Annotated in this window: 20 protein-coding genes; 9 read left to right on the top strand and 11 right to left on the bottom strand. The window is 61.6% G+C overall.

Features of this window, described 5'->3' with window-relative positions; genetic code table 11:
* Window positions 1–420: 420 nt before the first annotated feature.
* The 5 genes from B5E41_RS25350 to B5E41_RS25330 form a co-directional block, all read right to left on the bottom strand.
* Window positions 421–1,203 (bottom strand): glucose 1-dehydrogenase, encoded by a 783-nt coding sequence (locus B5E41_RS25350; RefSeq protein ID WP_088396542.1) that lies wholly within the window; start codon window positions 1,201–1,203, stop codon window positions 421–423.
* Between the two features lie 186 nt (window positions 1,204–1,389).
* Window positions 1,390–2,178, bottom strand: coding sequence for an SDR family oxidoreductase (locus tag B5E41_RS25345; RefSeq protein WP_088396541.1), 789 nt, complete (start codon window positions 2,176–2,178; stop codon window positions 1,390–1,392).
* Between the two features lie 76 nt (window positions 2,179–2,254).
* Window positions 2,255–3,733 carry a sugar ABC transporter ATP-binding protein gene (locus B5E41_RS25340; RefSeq protein WP_088396540.1) on the bottom strand — a complete coding sequence of 493 codons (1,479 nt, stop codon included), beginning with the start codon at window positions 3,731–3,733 and terminating at the stop codon, window positions 2,255–2,257.
* A 28-nt stretch (window positions 3,734–3,761) separates the two neighbouring features.
* Complete coding sequence (locus B5E41_RS25335; RefSeq protein WP_088396539.1) at window positions 3,762–4,691, bottom strand: sugar ABC transporter substrate-binding protein; 930 nt, start codon at window positions 4,689–4,691, stop codon at window positions 3,762–3,764.
* A 117-nt stretch (window positions 4,692–4,808) separates the two neighbouring features.
* Window positions 4,809–5,789, bottom strand: a complete 981-nt coding sequence (locus B5E41_RS25330; RefSeq protein ID WP_064803062.1) for an ABC transporter permease — start codon at window positions 5,787–5,789, stop codon at window positions 4,809–4,811.
* Between the two features lie 209 nt (window positions 5,790–5,998).
* Between B5E41_RS25330 and B5E41_RS25325 the strand changes: the two genes are divergently transcribed.
* The 4 genes from B5E41_RS25325 (at window position 5,999) to B5E41_RS25310 (ending at window position 10,277) form a co-directional block, all read left to right on the top strand.
* Window positions 5,999–6,808 carry a transketolase gene (locus B5E41_RS25325; protein WP_088396554.1) on the top strand — a complete coding sequence of 270 codons (810 nt, stop codon included), beginning with the start codon at window positions 5,999–6,001 and terminating at the stop codon, window positions 6,806–6,808.
* Window positions 6,808–7,764: a transketolase family protein gene (locus B5E41_RS25320; RefSeq protein ID WP_088396538.1), complete on the top strand. Its 957-nt coding sequence runs from the start codon at window positions 6,808–6,810 to the stop codon at window positions 7,762–7,764. Before B5E41_RS25325 ends, B5E41_RS25320 begins: the two co-directional genes overlap by 1 nt.
* A gap of 74 nt (window positions 7,765–7,838) precedes the next feature.
* Window positions 7,839–9,305 carry an FGGY family carbohydrate kinase gene (locus B5E41_RS25315; RefSeq protein WP_088396553.1) on the top strand — a complete coding sequence of 489 codons (1,467 nt, stop codon included), beginning with the start codon at window positions 7,839–7,841 and terminating at the stop codon, window positions 9,303–9,305.
* A gap of 21 nt (window positions 9,306–9,326) precedes the next feature.
* Window positions 9,327–10,277, top strand: a complete 951-nt coding sequence (locus B5E41_RS25310) for a sugar-binding transcriptional regulator (protein WP_064810526.1) — start codon at window positions 9,327–9,329, stop codon at window positions 10,275–10,277.
* 21 nt (window positions 10,278–10,298) lie between these two features.
* On the opposite strand, the gene B5E41_RS25305 is transcribed toward B5E41_RS25310, so the two are convergent.
* From B5E41_RS25305 to B5E41_RS25295, 3 genes are read right to left on the bottom strand one after another with little or no spacing between them, the layout of a single operon-like run.
* Window positions 10,299–11,051, bottom strand: a complete 753-nt coding sequence (locus tag B5E41_RS25305; protein WP_088396537.1) for an ABC transporter ATP-binding protein — start codon at window positions 11,049–11,051, stop codon at window positions 10,299–10,301.
* Window positions 11,045–12,115: a FecCD family ABC transporter permease gene (locus B5E41_RS25300; RefSeq protein ID WP_088396536.1), complete on the bottom strand. Its 1,071-nt coding sequence runs from the start codon at window positions 12,113–12,115 to the stop codon at window positions 11,045–11,047. Before B5E41_RS25300 ends, B5E41_RS25305 begins: the two co-directional genes overlap by 7 nt.
* A 6-nt stretch (window positions 12,116–12,121) precedes the next feature.
* Window positions 12,122–13,258: an ABC transporter substrate-binding protein gene (locus tag B5E41_RS25295; protein WP_088396535.1), complete on the bottom strand. Its 1,137-nt coding sequence runs from the start codon at window positions 13,256–13,258 to the stop codon at window positions 12,122–12,124.
* A gap of 115 nt (window positions 13,259–13,373) precedes the next feature.
* Here B5E41_RS25295 and B5E41_RS25290 point away from each other — a divergent pair, with 115 nt between their 5' ends.
* Window positions 13,374–14,159, top strand: coding sequence for a class I SAM-dependent methyltransferase (locus tag B5E41_RS25290; protein ID WP_088396534.1), 786 nt, complete (start codon window positions 13,374–13,376; stop codon window positions 14,157–14,159).
* Between the two features lie 184 nt (window positions 14,160–14,343).
* Here B5E41_RS25290 and moaA read toward each other — a convergent pair whose 3' ends face one another.
* Complete coding sequence (moaA, locus tag B5E41_RS25285) at window positions 14,344–15,390, bottom strand: GTP 3',8-cyclase MoaA (protein WP_088396533.1); 1,047 nt, start codon at window positions 15,388–15,390, stop codon at window positions 14,344–14,346.
* A 181-nt stretch (window positions 15,391–15,571) separates the two neighbouring features.
* Between moaA and B5E41_RS25280 the strand changes: the two genes are divergently transcribed.
* Both B5E41_RS25280 and B5E41_RS25275 read left to right on the top strand, forming a co-directional pair.
* Entirely contained in the window at window positions 15,572–15,946 is a 375-nt protein-coding gene (locus B5E41_RS25280) for a gamma-butyrobetaine hydroxylase family protein (RefSeq protein WP_064803049.1), read from the top strand.
* A 28-nt stretch (window positions 15,947–15,974) separates the two neighbouring features.
* A complete protein-coding gene (locus B5E41_RS25275) occupies window positions 15,975–17,162 on the top strand; it encodes a low temperature requirement protein A (RefSeq protein WP_088396552.1) in 1,188 nt (395 codons plus the stop codon).
* On the opposite strand, the gene B5E41_RS25270 is transcribed toward B5E41_RS25275, so the two are convergent.
* The gene (locus B5E41_RS25270; RefSeq protein WP_064803048.1) at window positions 17,163–17,630 is read right to left on the bottom strand and encodes a MarR family winged helix-turn-helix transcriptional regulator; all 468 of its coding nucleotides are present in this window, start codon (window positions 17,628–17,630) and stop codon (window positions 17,163–17,165) included. It lies immediately after the preceding gene.
* A gap of 47 nt (window positions 17,631–17,677) precedes the next feature.
* Here B5E41_RS25270 and B5E41_RS25265 point away from each other — a divergent pair, with 47 nt between their 5' ends.
* Both B5E41_RS25265 and B5E41_RS25260 read left to right on the top strand, forming a co-directional pair.
* Window positions 17,678–18,652: an alpha/beta hydrolase gene (locus B5E41_RS25265; protein ID WP_088396532.1), complete on the top strand. Its 975-nt coding sequence runs from the start codon at window positions 17,678–17,680 to the stop codon at window positions 18,650–18,652.
* A gap of 36 nt (window positions 18,653–18,688) precedes the next feature.
* On the top strand, window positions 18,689–19,300 hold the full coding sequence (locus B5E41_RS25260; RefSeq protein WP_088396531.1) for a pyridoxamine 5'-phosphate oxidase family protein: 612 nt from the start codon (window positions 18,689–18,691) through the stop codon (window positions 19,298–19,300).
* 148 nt (window positions 19,301–19,448) lie between these two features.
* Here B5E41_RS25260 and B5E41_RS25255 read toward each other — a convergent pair whose 3' ends face one another.
* Window positions 19,449–20,516 (bottom strand): GGDEF domain-containing protein, encoded by a 1,068-nt coding sequence (locus B5E41_RS25255; RefSeq protein ID WP_088396530.1) that lies wholly within the window; start codon window positions 20,514–20,516, stop codon window positions 19,449–19,451.
* Between the last annotated feature and the right edge of the window lie 71 nt (window positions 20,517–20,587).

Raw genomic sequence — 20,587 nt, 5'->3', positions numbered from 1 at the left:
GCAGCGTCATAAGTGACCCTCAGCCTTGCGCGGCCGGGATGGAGGGCAATGTCGAGATGGCTTTTGCCGACATCGATTCCGGCACAAATCATGCTATTATCGGTCATCTTCGTCGTCCCTGTCTTGGATACGAACCCCAAGGTTCCTGCAACCACACGGGCCAGATGAAGAGCCGGTTGCGATCCTGCTCCCCACAGCCCCTAACGGCTAAGAAGGTGACGATCCGACAACCAGCTGCCGGGCGGGCGGCCACCCGCCCGGCAGGCATAAGTATCCTACATTTTGCTCATCCAAGAAGATGCCCGGAGGGCAGATGAGGGGGTGAGGAGCGCAGCGACGAACGCCTTGAGCGGCAAGCGAAAGACAGGCCGCTTCAGGTCAAATCGTCCATTCAGCTTCGGTACCGCCCCAAGTTCCCGCCTACGACATGATCAACCCGCCATCGACATTGATCGTCTGGCCGGTGATGTAAGCGGCGTCGTCGCTGGCGAGGAAGGTGACCAGGCCGGCGACGTCCTCGCCGGAGCCGGCGCGTTTCATCGGGATGCCTTCGACCCATTCCTTCATCAGTTCGCCGGGGGCATAGTTGCCGAGCAATTTGCCCCAGGCCTGGTCGTTATAGGCCCACATGTCGGTTTCGATGATGCCGGGGCAGAAGGCGTTGACGGTGATGTTTTCGGTCGCAACTTCCTTGGCGAGGCTCTGGGTGATGCCGACGACGCCCATCTTCGAGGCGGCGTAGTGCGGGGTGTAGATGAAGCCGTCGCGGGCCTGGCCGGAGGCGGTGTTGATGATGCGGCCGCCGCGCTTGTGCTTGCGCATTCTTGCAATGGCCTCCTGGGCGCAGAGGAAGACGCCCTTGGTGTTGACGGCCATCACCTTGTCCCACTCGTTCTCCGTCAAGTCTTCGACGCGTGCGATGGTGATGACGCCGGCGTTCTGGATCGAGACGTCAATCGTGCCGAATTCCTTTTCGGCCGCATCGTAGAGTGCGACGACGCTCGCCTTGTCGGTGACATCGCCGATGAAGGAGAGCGCCTTGCCGCCTTCGGCCCTGATCCCTTCGGCAACGCCGTGGACCAGGTCTTCATTCGCCGAGACGACGAGATTGGCGCCCTCACGCGCAAAGCGCCTGGCGATCGCAGCGCCGATGCCGCGGCTGCCCCCGGTGATGACGACAGTCTTTTGATCAAAGCGTTTCATGCTCTTTCCTCGTATCCTGACATAAACAGCAAATCTCGGCGCAACCGCCCGTTCGATCGGCGAAGGGCGGGCAGACGACGATATCGCACGCCGTCATGCCCGTTACCCTCCGGCGCCTCGGTCTCAGCCAGGGAGGAGGCGAGACCGTTCATTTTCCAGTGGCCCGGCAATGAGCCTTCTTAGGCATCACCAGCAGCAGAAACCGCCATCGACGAGAAGATCGACGCCGGTCACGAAACTTGCCGCATTCGACAGCAGGAACACCGCCGGCCCTACCATCTCGTCGACCGTCGCCATGCGCTGCATCGGCGTCTGCTCTTCGAAGAGCTTGGTCTGGTGGACCATCTCCGCACGAGTGTTCATCGGCGTTGCCGTATATCCGGGGGAGATGGTGTTGACACGAATGCCACGGCCGACCCATTCCATCGCCAGTGACTTCGACATGTGGATGACGCCCGCCTTGGAGGCGTTGTAATGCGCCTGGCTCAGCCCACGGTTGACGATTACGCCGGACATGGAGGCGATGTTGACGATGGAGCCGCGTCCATTCTTCAGCATGGCGCGGGCCTCGGCCTGGCAGGACAGGAATATGCCCTTGAGGTTGATATCCATCAGCGTCTGATATTGATCCTCCTCCATCTCCTCTGCCGGATTGGCGTTGGCGATGCCCGCTGCATTGACCGCAAGCGTCAGTGCACCGAGATCGGCTTCGGTGCGTGCGACGGCATCTGCAAGGGAAGATTTGTTCGTGACGTCAGCCGCGATCTCGATCGAGCGGCGGCCGGCGGCGCGGATATGTTCGGCTGTCGTCGCCAGTCCGTCGTCGGTCCGGCGGTCGAGCAGGGCCACGTCGGCGCCGCATTGCGCGAGGCCGATGGCAATGCGCTGCCCGATGCCGCTCCCGGCGCCGGTAACGATGGCAACCTGGCCGCTGAGATCGAAAAGCTTCGGGGCATTCAGAGTGATGTCGGACACCGCTCTTCCTTTCTGTGTTGTTTTGTTTTCACGCAATTCCTGACGCAAAACCACTGCACACTTTTGTTGGAATTGCTTAGATGGTAGCCAGTTCCATGACCGAAACGTCATTGGCCTGGTCACGATTGAGGATCCCCGCCTGCTTGCCTTGCGCAAGCACGAGAATGCGATTGGAGACGCCGAGAACTTCCTCGAGGTCCGAGCTTACGACAATGACCGCCACGCCCTGTTTGGCAAGATTGACGATGATGTCGTAGATGCCGGCGCGGGCGCCGACGTCGATGCCTCTCGTCGGCTCGTCGAGCACGACAACCTTGGGATCGCGCATGAGCCACTTGGCGATCACGACCTTTTGCTGGTTGCCGCCGGATAGGTCCGAGGCGTACTGCTCGGCACGGCCCTTGACGCCGAACTTGGCCACTGCCTTTTCCGCAAAGGAGCGCTTGATGCGCGGCGTGATCCAGCCACGGCCCAGCTTGTCGAGATTGGCGTAGACAATGTTCTCGCTGATCCGGTGCCCGACGATCAGGCCCTGTTCCTTGCGGTCTTCCGGAACCATCACGATCCCCTTGGCGATCGCGTCCGCCGGGTCGTGCAGCCTGAGTTCTTCGCCTTCCAGCTTGATCGAACCGGCGCTGATCGGATCTGCTCCCGAAATCGCACGCAGCAGTTCGGTGCGCCCGGCGCCGACCAATCCGGCGATGCCGAGAATTTCGCCGGCCCGCACCTCGAAGGTAACGTCGCGGAACGCGTTGTCCGGCGAGCTCAGGCCGGACACCTGAAGTACCGGGCGGTCTGTTGGAACGGGCAGGGTGGGGAACAAGCGGTCGAGCGGGCGTCCGACCATACTCTCGACAATCGTTCGCACCGGGGTCGCGCTGTCCGAGAATTCCTGCACCCGCTCGCCGTCGCGAAGAACGACGATGCGATCGGTGATCTTCTTGATCTCTTCCATGCGGTGGGAAATGTAGACGATGCCGACGCCTTCCGAACGAAGCTTGCGAACCTGTTCGAAGAGAGCCTCGGTCTCGGCGCCGCCAAGGGCGGCTGTCGGTTCATCGAGGATCAGCAGCTTTGCGTTGAGCGCCAGCGCCTTGGCGATCTCGATAAGTTGCTGATTTGCCGTGGAGAGGCCGGCGACCGTTCGCGTTGCAGGTATGTGAAGGTTCAAGCGAGCGAGCTGGTCCTGGGCCCGGCGAACCATCTGGGCACGGTCGATGGCGCCGTTCTTCATCGGCCAACGTCCGATGAAGACGTTTTCGGCGATCGACAGCTGCGGCAGAAGCTGCAGCTCCTGGTGGATCAGGACAACGCCCTTGTCGATCGCTTCCCTCGGGGTGGCCGGGGCGTAAGGTTGCCCCAGCCATGTCATCGATCCTTCGGAGGGCGTGCGGGATCCGGCAATGATGCCTGACAGCGTCGACTTGCCCGCTCCGTTTTCACCGAGAAGTGCAACCACTTCGCCCGGATAGACGTCCAGGCTGACATTCTTCAGAACCTGGAGCGGCCCATACCACTTGGATATGCCCCTCAGGGAAAGAACGGGATCAGTCATGGCACACCTCCTCAAGACCTCGGCTTCATCAGGGATGGTTGGCGATGAAGCCTGCAACGTTTTCCTTGGTGGTCAGCGTGGCATCCATGAGCTGGACCGGCGGTACTTTCTCTCCGGCGACAAGCTTGGCGGCATTTTCAACCGCGTCGCGGCCCATCTTCTGCGTCTGCTGAGTAGCCGTAACGTCGAAGACGCCCTTGCTGAGAGCTTCGAGCGCTGCGGTGTCGCCGTCGAAGCCCCCGACCACGATTTTCCCGGAAGGTTTCGCGACCTTGATTGCCTGGGCGGCGCCGAGTGCAAGAGCGTCAGCCTGAGCGAATACGATCGAGACGTCGGGGTTGGCTTGAAGCATGTTCTGCATGATCTGGAAGCCTTCATCCTGGCTCCAAATGTTGGAGTACTGCTCAGCGACGACCTTTACATCCGGGGAGGCCTTGAGAGATTCACCGCAGCCCTTCGAGCGATCCACTTCCGGCGTCGTGCCCTTCTGGCCGTGGATGATGACCATCTTCCCCTTGCCGCCGGCTTCCTTCAGGATGTAGTCGCAGACAGCCTTGGCGGAGGCGACGGAATCCGTTGCAAGGAACGTATCGCCCGGCGCTCCTTCCGCATTGCGGTCAACGTTTACGACCGGGATGCCGGCGTTCTTCGCGAGCTTGACCGGAACGCTCGCCGCGGCCGCACCGGCCGGAATATAGATCAGCGCGTCGATTTTCTGGGTCAGAAGATCTTGGATCTGGTTGACCTGCGTCGGCCCGTCGCCCTTGGCGTCGACCGTAATCACTTCGATGCCGCGCTTCTTGGCTTCGGCCTCGACCGATTGCTTGATCTGGTTGAAGAAGTTTGCCTGAAGGTTGGCAACGGCGAGGCCCAGCTTCTTCAGTTCCGCCGCGTGTACGGGACCGAGCATGAGACCGAGCAGTGCGGCAGACGCGAGCATGGTGCGCGCTATTTTCATTGTATTTCCTCCGTTGTTTAATGGAACCCTCGGGCATGTCCTCCCCCTCGGGGTATTGATCCGTCCCGATTTTCCGGGGCGGAATTCCGGGTCCGCCAGTGCGGCGGATCCCGCTCGTCAGGCGCGACGCCGACGAATGGTCTCTGCGCCGACCGCAAGCACGATGACGATGCCGATGATCACCTGCTGAAGGAACGGCGAGACGTTGAGAAGGTTGAGACCGTTGCGCAGCACACCGATGATCAGAACGCCGATCAACGTTCCGCCGATGCCGCCGGCGCCGCCGGAGAGCGAGGTGCCGCCGATGACGACCGCAGCGATGGTGTCCAGTTCATACCCGAGACCACTGGACGGCTGGACGGAATCCAGCCGGGCGGCGAGCACGACGCCGGCAAGGCCTGCAAGGACGGCACTCATGACATAGACGCCGATCGTCACGAGCGGGACGTTGATGCCGGCGAGGCGTGCGACTTCGGAATTTCCGCCCACCGCATAGAGCATGCGGCCTTCGGAGCGAAAGTGCAGGAAAAGCCAGGCCGCCAGAACCACCGCCAGCATCAGAAAGACCGTGGCGGTCATGACGCCGAAATGGCGATCGATCGCCAGCATCATGAACCAGTCGGGGAAGCCGACGATCTGCTGGCCGTCGGTGATCATGTTTGCAACGCCGCGGGCAGCCGACATCATTGCCAGAGTGGCGATAAAGGCCGGAACCCTGAACTGCGTCACCAGCAGTCCGACAATCAGGCCCGATACCGCCGAGGCGATCAGCGCAAAGGCGATCCCGACGGGAAGCGGCAGGCCGGCGACGTTGGCTGTCCAGCCCATGACCATCATCGCCAAAGCGAGTGCCGAGCCGACGGAGAGATCGATGCCGCCGATCAGAATGACGAACGTCATTCCGACCGCCATGATGCCGAGAACGGTGATCTGGTCGAGGATGTTGAGCCCGTTTCGAACAGAAAGAAACGTGTCTGTGCTGACGCTCAGAAAGACGCACAGCACGAGCAATCCGACGAGTGGGCCGGTCGCTCCCTTGAGCTTGCTCAACCACGCACCGGACGAAAGCCTGTGTTCATTGATATCGAGCGCCACCATTGCTCCTCCCTTGCGTAGGCCTGTATCCGATTTGGTCCAGGAGCGAATAATTATTCACTACTGCTGGAAAATTCATTAACAACTTGCTTTCCAGCTGTCAACAAGATTTCGTTGACTGGATCTTTGTGATGCGGAGTACAAGGGGGTTGACTAATCGGCCTCTTATGCAAAAATATTGATTAGTGAATATTTATGCACACGAGGAATCGATGGATACGACAGAACTTGAGCGCATCGCCCGCGAGATCCGATTGCGCGATCTTCAGGCGGTCTTTGAAGCAGGCGCCGGCCATATTGGCGGGGAAATGTCGGTCATCGACATTTTGACGGCGCTCTATTTTCGTGTGCTGAATGTCTGGCCGGATCAGCCGAAACATCCCGACCGGGACCGGTTCGTTCTTTCAAAGGGACATACGGCCTGCGCCCTGTATGTGACTCTGGCAAAACGCGGCTTCATTCCGGAGGAGGAGATTTCCACCTTCCTGCAGCCGCATTCGCGGCTGAACGGGCATCCGAATTGCAATAAGGTTCCGGGCGTCGAGACGAATACCGGGCCGCTCGGCCATGGTCTCCCGGTCGCAGTCGGAATGGCGAAAGCCGCCAAGCTCTCGGGCTCGGAATTTCACACCTACGTCGTCACCGGCGACGGTGAGATGCAGGAGGGCTCCAACTGGGAAGCGATCATGGCGGCAGCTCAATTCAAGCTCGACAACTTGACGCTGGTCATCGATCACAACAGGTTTCAGCAGGGCGCGGCGCTCGCCGAAACCAATGATCTCGCGCCGCTTCGTCCGAAGCTTGAAGCCTTCGATTGGGAAGTCACCGAGATCAACGGCAACACTATGAGTGAGATCGTTCCTGCTCTCGAACATCGGGGAACAAGACCACATTGCATCGTCGCCCACACCAACAAGGGCCATGGGATCTCGTTCATGCAGGACCGGGTCGACTGGCACCATAAGGTGCCGAGCAAAGAGCAATACGAAATCGCATTGGCAGAATTGTCGGAGGCACTGTAATGAACGCCCCAATCAACCCACCCAAGCTCCACGATTGCCGCGACGCATTCGCCACCACGCTTGAGCGGCTGGCAACTGAAAACGAGAAGATCGTTGCTGTCTGCAACGACTCGGTCGGTTCTTCCAAGCTCGGCGGCTTCAAGTCGAAATTTCCCGAACGCCTCGTCAATGTCGGAATTGCAGAGCAGAACATGGTGGGCGTCGGAGCAGGCCTCGCCAACGGCGGACGTCTTCCGTTCGTCTGCGCTGCCGCTCCGTTTCTGACGGGGCGGTCGCTGGAGCAGATCAAGGCCGACATTTCCTACTCGAATGCCAACGTCAAGCTGGTCGGCATCTCCTCCGGCATGGCCTATGGCGAACTCGGTCCGACCCATCACTCGATCGAAGACTTCGCCTGGACACGGGTCTTGCCCAATCTTCCGGTTATTGCGCCTTGCGACCGCATCGAAACCGCCGCTGCGGTTGCGTGGGCCGCGACTTATGACGGGCCCTGTTTCCTGCGCCTGTCACGGGTCGGCGTGCCCGACCTGCTTCCGGAAGGCCATAAATTCGAACTTGGCAAGGCGAATCTCCTTCGCCAGGGTTCCGACGTCACGCTCATCGCCAACGGTACTTTGACGCATCGCATTCTGAAGGCTGCCGAAATCCTCGCTGAGCGCGGCGTCAGCGCCAGGGTGCTCAACCTTGCGACGGTTCGTCCCATCGATGAGGAGGCGATCATCGCCGCAGCCAGGGAAACCGGAGCGATCGTCACAGCCGAAGAGCATTCGATCTTTGGCGGGCTCGGCTCGGCGGTCGCCGAAGTGGTGGTCGACAACGCCCCGGTGCCGATGAAACGTCTCGGCGTTCCCGGCGTCTATGCCCCCACAGGTTCGGCAGAGTTCCTGCTCGACGAATTCGGGATGGCGCCGTCCGCAATCGCCGACGCCGCGCAGGCGCTGATCAAGCGGAAGTAACTGGGATCAAGACTGGCCGAACGTTTTTTGCGGTTTCGGCCGTCGCCTGATCCGGGGAGGATAGAATGCGGGCAATGCGGGCAATTCTGGCAATCGACCAGGGCACGACCAATTCAAAGGCAGTTCTCGTTTCCGAAAAGGGAGAAATCGTCGGCAGAGGATCGGCGCCTGTCGGCATCTCCTATCCGAAGCCGGGCTGGGTCGAACAAGACCCGCGCCGGCTCTACGCCTCGGTCTGCGAAGCGGTCGATGCCTGCCTGAAGGCCGGCTCCGATGTTGTTATCGAGGCCGTGGCCATTTCCAACCAGCGCGAATCCGTCACCGCCTGGGACGCCGAAACGGGAGAGGCGCTTGGGCCGGTGGTCAGCTGGCAGTGCCGCCGAACGGCGCAGGATTGCGAACGTCTTATTGCCGAAGGCCGTCTTGACCGGGTGCAGGCGCTCACCGGCCTGCCATTGGACCCGATGTTTCCGGGTTCGAAATTCCGCTGGCTGCTCGACCGTATTCCGGCCGGGCGATCGGTGCGGCTCGGCACGATCGACAGCTGGCTCGTCCACTGCCTGACGGGTGGGCGCCGGCACGCCTGCGACGCCTCGAATGCCGCCAGGAGCCAGTTGTTCGATCTCAGGGAGCAGAGATGGAGCGAGGAACTCGGCGAGATATTCGGCGCGGATATCGCGCTGCTGCCCGAGGTGCTCGACAGCTCCGCCGATTTCGGCAGAACGCAAGGATTGCCGGGGGTACCGAATGGCACTCCGATCGTGGCCGCGATCGGCGACAGCCACGCCGCCCTGTTCGGCCATGGGGCATTCGAACCCGGCGACGGCAAGGTGACCTTCGGGACCGGCTCTTCGGTCATGACGACGCTTTCGCAATTCATTCCTCCACGCAACGGCGTCACGACCACAGTCGCATGGCGTATCGGGGGAAAGCCGACTTTCGCGTTTGAAGGCAATATTCTCGTTTGCGCCGCCAGTCTTCCCTGGATGGCCGATATTCTCGGCCTTGCGGATGTGGCGGCCCTCGTCGAGCTTGCGGCGAGCGCCGAGCCGGGCGGACCCGGCTTCGTGCCGGCATTCGTGGGGCTGGGGGCGCCTTACTGGAATGCCGATGCCCGCGCCCTGTTCTCCCAGATCAACTTTAATACGACACGCGCGCAAATGGCCCGGTCGGTGACCGATTCCATCGCTTTCCAGGTGCATGACGTAATCGCGGCCATGCGGACGCAGAGCGGCGGCGAACTCGGCGCGCTCTATGTGGATGGCGGACCGAGCCAGAACCGCTTCCTGATGCAGTGTGTCTCGAACCTTATCGAACATCCCGTGATCCAATGCGAAGCACCCGAGGCATCGGCTTTGGGCGCTGCCTATCTGGCGGGGCTGTCACTCGGCTTGTGGAGCGATCTCGAAATTGTCGCGGCATTGCCGCGAAACACGCAAACCATCGAGCCGCAACCGGTGGATCGTGGGGTGCTTCTCGATACCTGGAATGATGCGCTCGCCCGCTCGACGTCCCGCGAAACAAAGGCTAAAGGTGAATAAAAATTCATTCTGGGATTAGCGATGACTCGCCTCAACGAACTCCGCCTCATTTCAAGGGTCGCCCAGATGTACCACATAGAGGGACGGCGGCAGGCGGAGATCGCAGAGCACCTTCGCCTGTCGCAGGCGACGGTGTCGCGCATGCTGAAGCGTGCCGAAGCTGAAGATATCGTGCGAACCAGCGTGATCCCGCCGGTCGGAACCTATAGCGAGCTCGAGGGCGCGCTTCGCGAAAAATACGGTCTGCCGGAGGCGATCGTCGTCGAATGCACCGAAGATCGGGACGGCGCCATCATGGCCCGCATCGGAGAGGCAGCGGCTCATCTCCTGGAGGTGACGCTTGCGCCGGGGGAGATCATCGGCGTTTCGAGCTGGAGCCAGACCATTTTCAAGATGGTCGAGAACATTCATCCCCAGAAGAGCGCTCAGGCGAAGTATGTCGTCCAGACCCTTGGAGGCATGGGCGATCCTTCCGTGCAGACGCATGCGACGCAGCTGACCACGCGGCTTGCACGGCTGACCGGGGCCGAGCCGAAACTGCTCCCCGTGCAGGGCGTGACGACGTCAAGGGAAGCAAAGCTTCTGATGCAGGCCGACCCGTTCGTCCGTGAGACGATGGACCTCTTCGGCAGCATAACGCTTGCAATCGTCGGCATCGGCGCCGTTGAACCGTCCGAACTTCTCGCACGCTCCGGCAACATCTTTTCCTCCCGCGAACTCTCCGATCTCGCGGAAGCAGGCGCCGTCGGCGATATCTCGCTTCGCTTCTTCGATAAGAACGGCAAGCCGGTCAAGACGCCGCTGGACGACCGCGTCATAGGCTTGCCGCTCGAGGATCTGGAGCGGGTGGACCGGGTGATTGCCCTTGCCGGTGGGGCCAAGAAGACCGACGCGATTGCCGGCGCGCTCCGCGTCGGGGTGATCGATATGCTTGTGACCGACAAGTTTACCGCGCAGCGACTGATTGACTGAGCCAGGCTGATTTTGCCGGCCTCAATGCGCCGTCCCATCGACGATCACATGATCGTGGTCCAGCGAGCATTTCTCCACCCGGGCTTCGACTCTGTAGATTTCCCGCAGCATTTCGGCGGTAACGACATCTCTTGGCGCTCCGCAGGCGCGCATGCGGCCGTTGGCGATGACCAGCACCTTGTCGGCGAAGCGCAGGGCCTGGTTGAGGTCGTGGATGGCGATCAGGACGAGCATGCCTTTGGCGCGGACCCGACGGCGCATGAAATCGAGGACTTCGATCTGGCGGTGGAGGTCGAGGGCGCTTGTGGGTTCGTCCATCAGCATGATTTCGGGTTCGCGGACGAGTGCCTGGGCGATCGAGACGAGCTGGCGCTGGCCGCCGGAGAGGGCGCCGAGATCGCGGAAGGCCAGCGCGGTGATATCGATCGCCGCCATGATCTCGTCGATCAAGCGTAGGTCGCTGTCGCCGACGGCCCAGGACTGGCCCTGTTTACGGGCGAGCAGGATGGACTCGTAGACGGTCAGCACCGCGTTTGCTGATGTATCCTGCGGCATATAGCTGATGGCGTTCTTCGCCTTCGAACCTTCGACGACGACATCACCCGGGCCCTTGAGCAGGCCGGTGATGCGTTTGAACAGTGTCGACTTGCCTGCAGCGTTTGGGCCGATGACCGCGATGATCTCACCCGATTTCATCACCGGCGTCGTCACGTTCTCGACGAAGAGCTTGCGGCCGTGATAGGCGCCGACCGATTGTAACTGAAGGGCTACCATGACCGGCTCCTGTTCGAGAGGATGAGCGAGAAGAAGAAGGGCACGCCGACCAGCGCGGTGATGATGCCGATCGGGAAGACGACGCCGGGAATGATCGACTTCGAGACGATCGAGGTCAGTGACAGCAGCAGCGCGCCCGAGAGAATCGAGCCCGGCAGGAAGAAGCGCTGATCCTCGCCGAGGATCATGCGTGCGATATGGGGACCAACGAGGCCGACGAAACCGATGGTGCCGACAAAGCTGACGGGGACTGCGGCAAGCAGCGAGACGACGAGCATGGTTTCCAGCCGGATGCGGCGGACATTGACGCCGAAGCTTGCGGCCTTGTCCTCGCCGAGTCGGATGGCGGTCAGCGCCCAGGCATTGCGGGCGAAGAGCGGAAGGGCAATCAGCAGAACGGTGAGCGTCACCCAGATCTTCGGCCAGGTGGCCTTGGTGAGGCTGCCCATCGTCCAGAAGACAACGGCCGAGAGCGCCTGTTCGGAGGCGAGATATTGCAGGAAGGCGAGCAGCGCATTGAAGGTGAAGACCAGGGCGATGCCGAGCAGCACCACCGTCTGCACCGAGACGCCGCGCGCCTGCGAGATGAAATGAATGAAGAGCGTGGCGATCAGCGCCATGATGAAGGCATTGACCGGCACGAGCAGGCCGGCTGCGACGGGCAGAAGCGGAACGCTGGTGACGATCGCCAACGCCGCGCCGAAACTTGCGGCCGCCGAGATGCCGAGCGTGAAGGGACTGGCCAGCGGATTGGCGAGGATCGTCTGCATTTGCGCCCCGGCGACGGAGAGCGAGGCGCCGACGACGATCGCCATGACGGCGACCGGCATGCGGATGTTCCAGACGACTGCCCGCACCTGATCGGAAACGGAGGAGGGGTCGAGGAGGGCGGCGATGACCTCAGCGAGGCTGTAGCGGGCGGGCCCCCAGGCGAGATCAACGGCGAAGGACAGACAAAGTGCTGCTGTGATGGCGAAAAGGATCAGCAGCTTGCGCCGGGCGAGGGCGCGGTAGCGCTCCCGCCCGGCTTCGGCTTCGATCGATATGGCGGCGATCTCGGCCATCGCGGATTACTTGCCCGCCTTGGCGTCGACCCAATAGCCCGGCTGATAGGCGACCGGCAGGAACTTCTCGTGGAATTCCTTGAAGGTGGCGTCCGGGTCGAGATCGGCAAACAGGTTGGGATGGAACCACTTCGCCAGCTGCTGGACGGCGACAAACTGGTAGGGGCTGGTGTAGAACTGGTGCCAGATCGCATGGACATTGCCGCCGGCCACTGCCTTGGAGCCAGTGAAGGCCGGGTTTTCCATCAGCGTGTTGAGCGCCTTGCGGCTGTCGCCGAGGGTGGCTGCGGCATTCGGGCCGACATTGACGAAATCCTTGGCATCCTTGGTCTGGCTCCAGTTGGAACCGGTGACGACGATGACCTCCGGATTAGAAGCGACGACCTGTTCGGCATTGATGGAGCCGGTGTAACCCGGCAGGAAATCGGAGCCGAGATTGTGGCCGCCGGCCAAATCGACCATCAGGCCGAAATTATCGGGACCGAAGGTGCCGCAGCATTCGACCAGGCCTGCGGCGCGATACATGAAAACGTTCGGCTTCGGCGGGTTGGCGGCCTTTAGCCTGTCGGTGACGCGCGCCATCTGCTCCTTCCAGAAGCTGGCGACGGCCTCGGCGCGGTCCTCATGGCCGAAGAGCTTGCCGAGAATCTTCAGGCTCGGCTCGGTGTTGGCGAGAATATGTTCGCGGAAATCGATGTAGACGATCTTGACGCCGATGCCATTCAGCATCTCTTCGAGCTTCACTTCGTCGGCGGCCGTCTTGTTGCCGATCGGCAGCAGCAGCACGTCCGGGTGCAGCTTGACGACCGTTTCGGTCTGCAGCGTGCCGTCGGTCAAGTTGCCGAGGAAGGGCAGGTCCTTGCCCTTCGGAAACCTCTCGACATAGGCGTTGAACCCATCCTTGTCGGTGGCCCAGAGGTCGTTGCGCCAGCCGACGATCTTGGCAAAGGGGTCTTCCTTCTCGATCGGCGCGACGGCGTAGAGCATGCGGCCTTCCCCGAGGATCACACGCTCGACTGGCTTGTCGAAGGCCACTTCGCGGCCGGCGACATCCTTGATGGTGAAGGACTGCGCCCAGGCCGAAAGCGGCATCGAACCGGCAATCGCAGCTGCGGACACTGCGAGCATTTTCACGAAACTCATCTGGAAATTCCCCTGACGTCTGAATAATGTCCGCAGGCATAAGAAATATGACTTTGTGAATCAAGTTATATGTTTTAGAGCATTTCCAAACTGATCCGACGCCGGGGCACTTGAGATGAATTCGATGAATGCAAATTATTCCATCCGCGATGAAATCCGCGATTTCTGGTCGGAAAGGGCGGCGACGTTCGACCAGAGCGTCGGCCATGAAATCTTCTCCGAAGCGGAGCGGAAGGGCTGGCAGCGGCTGATCCGAAAGCATCTCGGCGAGGGGCAGGGGCGTGCGGCGCTCGATCTCGCCTGCGGCACGGCCGTCATCTCGCATCTGATGAACGATGCCGGCTTCAAGGTGACGGGGCTCGACTGGTCGGATGCGATGCTGGCGCAGGCGCGCGCCAAGGCGAAGAAGCGCGGCACCGATATCCGCTTCGTTTCCGGCGACGCCGAGAATACCATGGAGCCGCGGGACAGCTACGACGCCATCACCAACCGCCATCTCGTCTGGACGCTGGTGGACCCGGCTTCGGCTTTCAAGGAATGGTTTTCAGTGCTGAAGCCGGGCGGCAAGGTGCTGATCCTCGACGGCAATATGGGCAAGGAGACGTGGGTCAAGGGCCTGCAGAAGCTCTGGACGAAAATTACGGGCAAGCCGCCGACGAGCCACATGTCGCCTGAAATGATGGCGCGCCATCAGAACATCCGCTCACGCGTGCACTTCGCCAAGGAGATGCCGGCCGAAGCAGTGGTCGATCTTCTCAGCAAGGCCGGCTTTACGGATATCGTGGTCGATCGCAAGCTCGCGGATATCCACTGGGCGCAGGCGCGCAAGATGCCGTTCCTGCGGGGGCTGGAGCGCATGGTGCAGGAGCGGTTTGCGATTTGCGCGCGTAAGCCTGGCTGATGGGTTGGAGCAACACCGGGTGGCTAGGCGCTGACCGTCGTGCCGTGAGGCTCTCGCAGGTGTTGCTGGACACTTCTGGATACTTGTGGAGTTTGGCGCTCCGGCCCTTCGCTTGGGCTCAGGGCGTTGGCTCCCCTGCAATGATCACTGGATCGATCGCTCCCCGCTTTGCGCAGACCGGGCCTCACCCGCCGGTGACGCTCATATGCCGCGCCACGGCCGGCCTGTTATGCGTCCGGTCGATGATGAAGTCGTGGCCTTTCGGTTTGCGGGTGATGGCCTCGTCGATGGCGGCATGGAGGAGGGCGTCGTCTTCGGTGGCGCGGAGTGCGGCGCGGAGATCGGCGGCGTCGTTCTGGCCGAGGCACATATAGAGCGTGCCGGTGCAGGTGAGGCGCACGCGGTTGCAGCTCTCGCAGAAATTATGGGTCATCGGCGTGATGAAGCCGAGGCGGCCGCCGGTCTCGGTAACCCTGACGTAACGCGCCGGGCCGCCGGTCTGGTAATCTATGTCGGTTAGCGTGAACTGACGTTCGAGATCGGCGCGCAGCTCGGAGAGCGGCAGATATTGATCGGTGCGGTCCTCGTCGATCTCGCCCATCGGCATGGTCTCGATGACGGTAAGGTCCATGCCGCGGCCATGGGCGAAGCGCAGGAGATGGGGTATCTCGGCGTCGTTGAAATCCTTGAGCGCCACGGCGTTGAGCTTGATCTTGATGCCGGCCTTCTGCGCCGCGTCGATGCCTTCCATGACCTTGGCGAAATCGCCCCAGCGGGTGACCTTGCGGAACTTGTCGGGATCGAGCGTATCGAGCGAGACGTTGATGCGGCGCACGCCGCACTCATAGAGTTCTTCGGCATGGCGCGACAGCTGTGAGCCATTGGTGGTCAGCGTCAGCTCGTCGAGGCCGGCGCCGATCTTTTCGCCGAGCTTGCGCACCAGATACATGATGTTCTTGCGCACCAGCGGCTCGCCGCCGGTCAACCTGATCTTCCTCACGCCCTTGGCGACGAAGGCGGAACAGAGCCGGTCCAGCTCTTCGAGCGTCAGCAGATCCTTCTTCGGCAAGAAGGTCATGTTCTCGGCCATGCAATAGGCGCAGCGGAAATCGCAGCGGTCGGTAACGGAGACGCGCAGATAGGTGACCGCCCGGCCGAAAGGGTCGATCATCGGATGTGCATCTGCCGCGAGCGGCGATGCGTTACCTATCGTTCCCACTCTCGTATTCACCAATTCCTCCGCGGCGGGATTTGAAGCTCGCCAAGCGGGATACCCCCGTTTTCAAGCGACATCTTTCTATTTGTGCATATGTGATTGCCGCGTCAAGGGAAACGGATTTTGCACACGCTAATTTGCGCTTGCCTCGAAAAAGCCGAACGCCTACTTCTCCAGGGGAAAGAGGGTGATTGAGATGAGCGATATCTGGCCGAGCGAACTTCGCGTTTCGAAAGACCGGCAGCGGCTGGTGGTGACCTTCAATGACGGCCAGAGCTTCGATCTGTCGGCCGAGCTGCTGCGAGTGCTCTCGCCCTCGGCCGAGGTGCAGGGCCACGGGCCGGGGCAGAAGGTGACGGTATCAGGCAAACGCAATGTCGCGATTATCTCGATGACGCCAACCGGCAATTACGCGGTGCGGATCGGTTTCGACGACATGCACGACACTGGCATCTACACCTGGACTTATCTGCGCGAACTCGGCGAACGGGGGGCGGAGCTGTTTTCGGCCTATGAGGACGAGCTCCGGGAAAAGGGCATGAACCGCGACACGTCGGAAAAGCCGCGCTGAATTTCAATCCATGGCCATCGGGGGACACATGGCGAAAGCGAATAGCAAGAACTGGCTGCGCGCCAAGGGCAGCGCCGCCGGCAGCAAGGTGACCTTCCTCGAACTGTTCTTCGACTTGGTCTTCGTCTTTTCGATCTCGCAGCTTTCGCATGCGCTTGCCGCCCATTATACGCCGCTGGGTGCTGCCGAAGCGGCGCTGATGACCTTCGCCGTCTGGTGGGTGTGGATCTTCACCGCCTGGGTGACGAACTGGCTCGATCCCGAAAAAATGCCGGTGCGCGGCATGCTGGTGGCGCTGATGATGCTCGGGCTGCTGCTGTCGGCCTCCATTCCCGAAGCCTTCGACAAGGGGCTGCTGTTTGCCGGCGCCTACGTGGCGATGCAGGTCGGGCGTTCGCTGTTTACGACCTATGCGATGACGCGCGTCGACCGGGCCAATACGCTGAATTTCGTGCGCATCACAAGTTGGCTTGCGGTCGCCGCCGTCTTCTGGATCGCCGGCGGGCTCATGGAGCATGAAGCCCGGCTGATTGCCTGGGTGATCGCACTTGTCATCGAATATGCCGGGCCAGCCGCAGGCTTTGCAGTGCCCGGGCTCGGCCGTTCGCTTCCAAGCGATTGGGACGTGTCCGGCGCGCATATGGCCGAGCGTTGCGCGCTCTTCGTTATCATCTGCCTTGGCGAAGCGATTCTCGTTTCCGGCCGTACCTTTTCCGAACTGCCGATCTCGGGACTGACGAGCATCGTCTTCGTCACCGGCTTCGTCGGCACGGTCGCCATGTGGTGGCTCTATTTCCACTTCGGCCACGGGCGCGCCGCCCATCGCATCGAACATGAGGAGACGCCGGGTGCCTTGGCGCGCCAGGCCTTCACCTATGGGCATATCCCGATCCTGGCCGGCATCATCGTGCATGCGGTGGCGGTTGAATTCATGTTCTCGCATCCGCACGAGACGGGCGATGTCGGCATCGCCGCAGCGGTGCTCGGCGGCTCCGGCCTATTCCTCGTCGGCAATCTCTGGTTCAAGGGCGCGACCAGCGGCCAGATGCCGCTGTCGCATCTTGCCGGCCTCGTGCTGGTGGTTCTGCTGGCCTTCGCGGCCCCCTTCATCGAGGTCTATCTGCTCGGCATCCTCGCGACGCTGGTGCTGATCATCGTCGCCGCCTGGGAATATCGCTCGCTGACCGGCACACCGACGGCGCCGTCGCTGCATTGATCAATCGTCGTCGCGCAGATCTTTCAGTAGTACGGCGATGATGCGCTCCATCGAGGTGGCGGTCGCCATGCATTGCTCGATCGGCTCCTCCGAGAGCGTGCGTTCGATGAGGTCGGTCTGGATCGCCATCGCTGCCTCGGTTACTTTGCGGCCTTCTCCGGTGAGATAAAGGCGCAGCACCCGCTTGTCACGCTCGTCGCCGCGCCGCTCGATCAGACCCCGTTGCTCCATCTGCGGCAAGAGCATGCTCATATTGGAGCGGCCGACGAGGAGCTTGCGCGCCAGCTCCTGCTGCGAGATGGCCTCGAAACGGTAGAGATTGACGAGGATATCGAGATGCGGCGGCTTGATGTCGAGATCGGCAAGCGAGCGCGCCAGGGACTGTTGCATGAGCTGGCAGGCGCGAGCCACCGCGATCCAGCTGCGAAAACGCGGATGATCCCAGGGTAGGGATTGATTTTTGTTCATCGTTGTACTTTATTGTTCAGTGTTGAACAGTCTTTTGGATTCCCACTATGGCAAATTTCGCGCTTGAGGTCACCCGCCTCGGATTTCGGCTTCTGCAGGTAATTTCGCAGCGGCTGGCGGGCAGGGTTGCATTCCGGCTGTTCTGCCGCACACCATCGCCGCGGCCGAAGGGCGAGAAAGCGAAGGCGGCGCATGTGGCGGGCGCGGCACGGCTTGCCGGCGCCGAGCGCTTCGTCCTCAGGCTTGCCGGCGGCGCCAAAGCACATGCCTACCGGTTGAACGGCGGGGCGCTCGGTCAGCGCAAGCGCTATCTCGTCACGCATGGCTGGGGCTCGAGCGCCGTCTACATGGCCGATCTCGTTTCGATGCTGGCGGCGACGGGTGCCGAGGTGATAGCGCTCGATTTTCCCGGCCACGGGTGCGCGGGCGGACGCTTCCTGCATATGGGGCTCGCGGTCGAGGCGATCGCGGCGGCAGGCGAGCGGTTCGGTGCATTCGATGCGGCGATCGGCCATTCCTTCGGGGGCGCGGCGCTGATGGTTTCGGCGGCGGGCCTGATCCCGGATGCGGTGCCCGTTACCGGCGAGCGACTGGTGCTGATTGGCTCGCCGAGCGAGATGGCCTGGCTCTTTACCGATTTCGGCCGGATGATCGGCCTTCGCCCCGTTGCCCAGGCCGCGCTGGAGGATGAGGTTCATCGTGTCACTGGACGGAGACTCGGGGATTTCGACGCGAGCAATACGGCGGGCTCGATCGGCCGGCCGGTTCTGGTGATCCATGCCGAGGACGACAAGGAGGTGTCAGCGGACCATGCCCGGCGTTACGGCGCGGCGGGAAATAGAGTGCGGCTGTTCTGGGCAAACGGATTCGGTCACCGGCGCATCATCGGAGCGGCTCCCGTGCTTGGCGCGATCGCAGCCTTTCTCGCAGGCAGCGCAGGCGAGGAAGCCGGCGAAAGCATCAAAAAAGATGCGGAGATCATTCCATTTTTTGAGCTTCCGGCGAGGCGCGCGGCATTGTAGCGTCCACCGCAAGATCAAGCCGCTGCGGAACGCCTCATGAAAATCATCGACAGCATCGAAGAGCTCAATACGATCTATGGCGCCGGCCTATCGCAGGCCTCTGTCGACAAGGTGACCAAGCGGCTGACGCCGCTCTATCGCGAGATGATCGAGATCTCGCCCTTTGCCGCGCTTGCGACCGTCGGGCCGGAAGGGCTCGATTGTTCGCCGCGCGGCGATCTCGGCGGCGTGGTGCGAGTCGTCGACGACGAGACGCTGTATCTGCCGGACTGGCGCGGCAACAACCGCGTCGATTCGCTCTCCAACATCGTGCGCGACCCCAGGCTTGCGCTGATGTTCCTGATCCCCGGCTCGAATACGACGATGCGCATCAACGGCCGCGGCGTCGTCTCCAACGACGAAGCGCTGCTTTCTAGCTTCGAGATGGACGGCAAACATCCCCGCACCGTCATCGTCATTTCGATCGACGAGGTCTATTTCCAGTGTGCGCGTGCGGTGATGCGAGCCGAACTCTGGAATGCCGAGCACTTTGCCGATCTCGCGGCGCTGCCGACGCCGGGCCAGATGCTGAAGGCCGCGGTCGGTGATTTCGATCAGGAAACCTACGACCGGGAATGGCCGGGACGGGCGGCGAAGACGATGTGGTAGGGATGCCGAGAGGCCGTGATGGCGAGAGGTGGCCACCCATCTCTCCTCCCGCTCCTGATATCGAAAAAGTAATATCGGTGGAGTGAACCGGACAACAGCTGATGCCGTCACCTGATGGCGACAGCGTGCTTATCATGAGGGGTCCGCGTCAGGCCTTGTATATCAGCCAGCTCTTGCTGAAGTCCTTTTGCATGCCGTCCTGATAAAGGACGATGCAGTTGCGGCCGGCGTTCTTGGCGCCGTAAAGGGCGATGTCGGTCTTGCTGTAGAGCTCGCCGGCATCCTCCGCATTCGAGGCCATGCAGATGCCGATCGAAACGGTGATCGGGCCGTAATTCACCCGGGTGCGGGAATTCTTGAACGGCGTGGTTTCGAGGGTGCGGCGGATGCGTTCGGCGATCGCCGTCACTTCCTCGGCTGTGTTGCCCTCGATGATCAGGGCAAATTCCTCGCCGCCGGCACGGGCGACGAAGACGTCTCGCCGAACATTGCCGCGGATGACGGAGGCGACAGTGGCGAGGATCTTGTCGCCGACGGGATGGCCGTAGGTGTCGTTTATCTTCTTGAAGTTGTCGATGTCGGCGAGCAGCAGGGCCGTCACCGGCCGCATGCCGGGATTGTTGAAGACCGCTGCCAAGCGGTCGTCGAAGGCGCGGCGGTTAGAAAGGCGCGTCAGCGAATCGGTGTTGGCGATGCGCTTGTATTCGTCGAGTTCCTTGCGGACCTGATCCATCTCCTGCGAACGCTGGACGACGTCCTCGACGGTGCGTTCGCCATGCGCCATGGTGTCGCCAGTCGCCTGGCTCAAAAGTTCGATGGCGCTTTCGATCAGTTCGACGCTGGCATTGCTTTTGGAGGTGATGCGCTTATGGGTCTCGCCGAGCAGCCTTGTGTAGCTTTCGAGTGAACTTTGCTCCTGCCTCAGAATCCGCAGCAGACCGTCGAGTTCGCCTGATATGCGCGAATGGGCATCGTCGAAGACGCGTGCGGGGCTGCCGGTGAAATACTGCGCGCCCAGCGCATCGAGTTCGGCCTGTGTGGCTTGGCTGCCAAGGGCTGCGAGTTCGCGGGTGAGGGCGGGATTGGAGCCGATATAAGCCTCGTAGAAGAGTTCGTAATTGCGCGGTATTGGCGCAACGCCCATCGAGCGCATGGCATAGGTGATCTGACCCGCGACGTCGGGAACCTGCACCTTGGGCGCGACAGCCGTATTCATCCGGCGAACTCCTCATATATTCAAAGGCAATATTTTAGTTGTTAGCTTAAATTTGTTGGGAAAAGATTAAA

Origin of the sequence: Rhizobium esperanzae (assembly GCF_002204185.1) — a bacterium.
Taxonomy (GTDB): Bacteria; Pseudomonadota; Alphaproteobacteria; order Rhizobiales; family Rhizobiaceae; genus Rhizobium; species Rhizobium esperanzae.
The sequence above is the reverse complement of the archived record's forward strand: the minus strand, read 5'-3'. Positions and strand labels throughout refer to the sequence as shown.

What these genes read in the sequence shown, in the direction of transcription:
- B5E41_RS25260 (WP_088396531.1), top strand. Translation starts at nt 18,689, where the DNA reads ATGAAAATCATCGACAGCATCGAAGAGCTCAATACGATCTATGGCGCC.
- B5E41_RS25270 (WP_064803048.1), bottom strand. Translation starts at nt 17,630, where the DNA reads ATGAACAAAAATCAATCCCTACCCTGGGATCATCCGCGTTTTCGCAGC.
- B5E41_RS25280 (WP_064803049.1), top strand. Translation starts at nt 15,572, where the DNA reads ATGAGCGATATCTGGCCGAGCGAACTTCGCGTTTCGAAAGACCGGCAG.
- B5E41_RS25310 (WP_064810526.1), top strand. Translation starts at nt 9,327, where the DNA reads ATGACTCGCCTCAACGAACTCCGCCTCATTTCAAGGGTCGCCCAGATG.
- B5E41_RS25315 (WP_088396553.1), top strand. Translation starts at nt 7,839, where the DNA reads ATGCGGGCAATTCTGGCAATCGACCAGGGCACGACCAATTCAAAGGCA.
- B5E41_RS25335 (WP_088396539.1), bottom strand. Translation starts at nt 4,691, where the DNA reads ATGAAAATAGCGCGCACCATGCTCGCGTCTGCCGCACTGCTCGGTCTC.
- B5E41_RS25325 (WP_088396554.1), top strand. Translation starts at nt 5,999, where the DNA reads ATGGATACGACAGAACTTGAGCGCATCGCCCGCGAGATCCGATTGCGC.
- B5E41_RS25350 (WP_088396542.1), bottom strand. Translation starts at nt 1,203, where the DNA reads ATGAAACGCTTTGATCAAAAGACTGTCGTCATCACCGGGGGCAGCCGC.
- B5E41_RS25300 (WP_088396536.1), bottom strand. Translation starts at nt 12,115, where the DNA reads ATGGCCGAGATCGCCGCCATATCGATCGAAGCCGAAGCCGGGCGGGAG.
- B5E41_RS25265 (WP_088396532.1), top strand. Translation starts at nt 17,678, where the DNA reads ATGGCAAATTTCGCGCTTGAGGTCACCCGCCTCGGATTTCGGCTTCTG.
- B5E41_RS25340 (WP_088396540.1), bottom strand. Translation starts at nt 3,733, where the DNA reads ATGACTGATCCCGTTCTTTCCCTGAGGGGCATATCCAAGTGGTATGGG.
- B5E41_RS25295 (WP_088396535.1), bottom strand. Translation starts at nt 13,258, where the DNA reads ATGAGTTTCGTGAAAATGCTCGCAGTGTCCGCAGCTGCGATTGCCGGT.
- B5E41_RS25275 (WP_088396552.1), top strand. Translation starts at nt 15,975, where the DNA reads ATGGCGAAAGCGAATAGCAAGAACTGGCTGCGCGCCAAGGGCAGCGCC.
- B5E41_RS25290 (WP_088396534.1), top strand. Translation starts at nt 13,374, where the DNA reads ATGAATTCGATGAATGCAAATTATTCCATCCGCGATGAAATCCGCGAT.
- B5E41_RS25255 (WP_088396530.1), bottom strand. Translation starts at nt 20,516, where the DNA reads ATGAATACGGCTGTCGCGCCCAAGGTGCAGGTTCCCGACGTCGCGGGT.
- B5E41_RS25305 (WP_088396537.1), bottom strand. Translation starts at nt 11,051, where the DNA reads ATGGTAGCCCTTCAGTTACAATCGGTCGGCGCCTATCACGGCCGCAAG.
- B5E41_RS25330 (WP_064803062.1), bottom strand. Translation starts at nt 5,789, where the DNA reads ATGGTGGCGCTCGATATCAATGAACACAGGCTTTCGTCCGGTGCGTGG.
- B5E41_RS25320 (WP_088396538.1), top strand. Translation starts at nt 6,808, where the DNA reads ATGAACGCCCCAATCAACCCACCCAAGCTCCACGATTGCCGCGACGCA.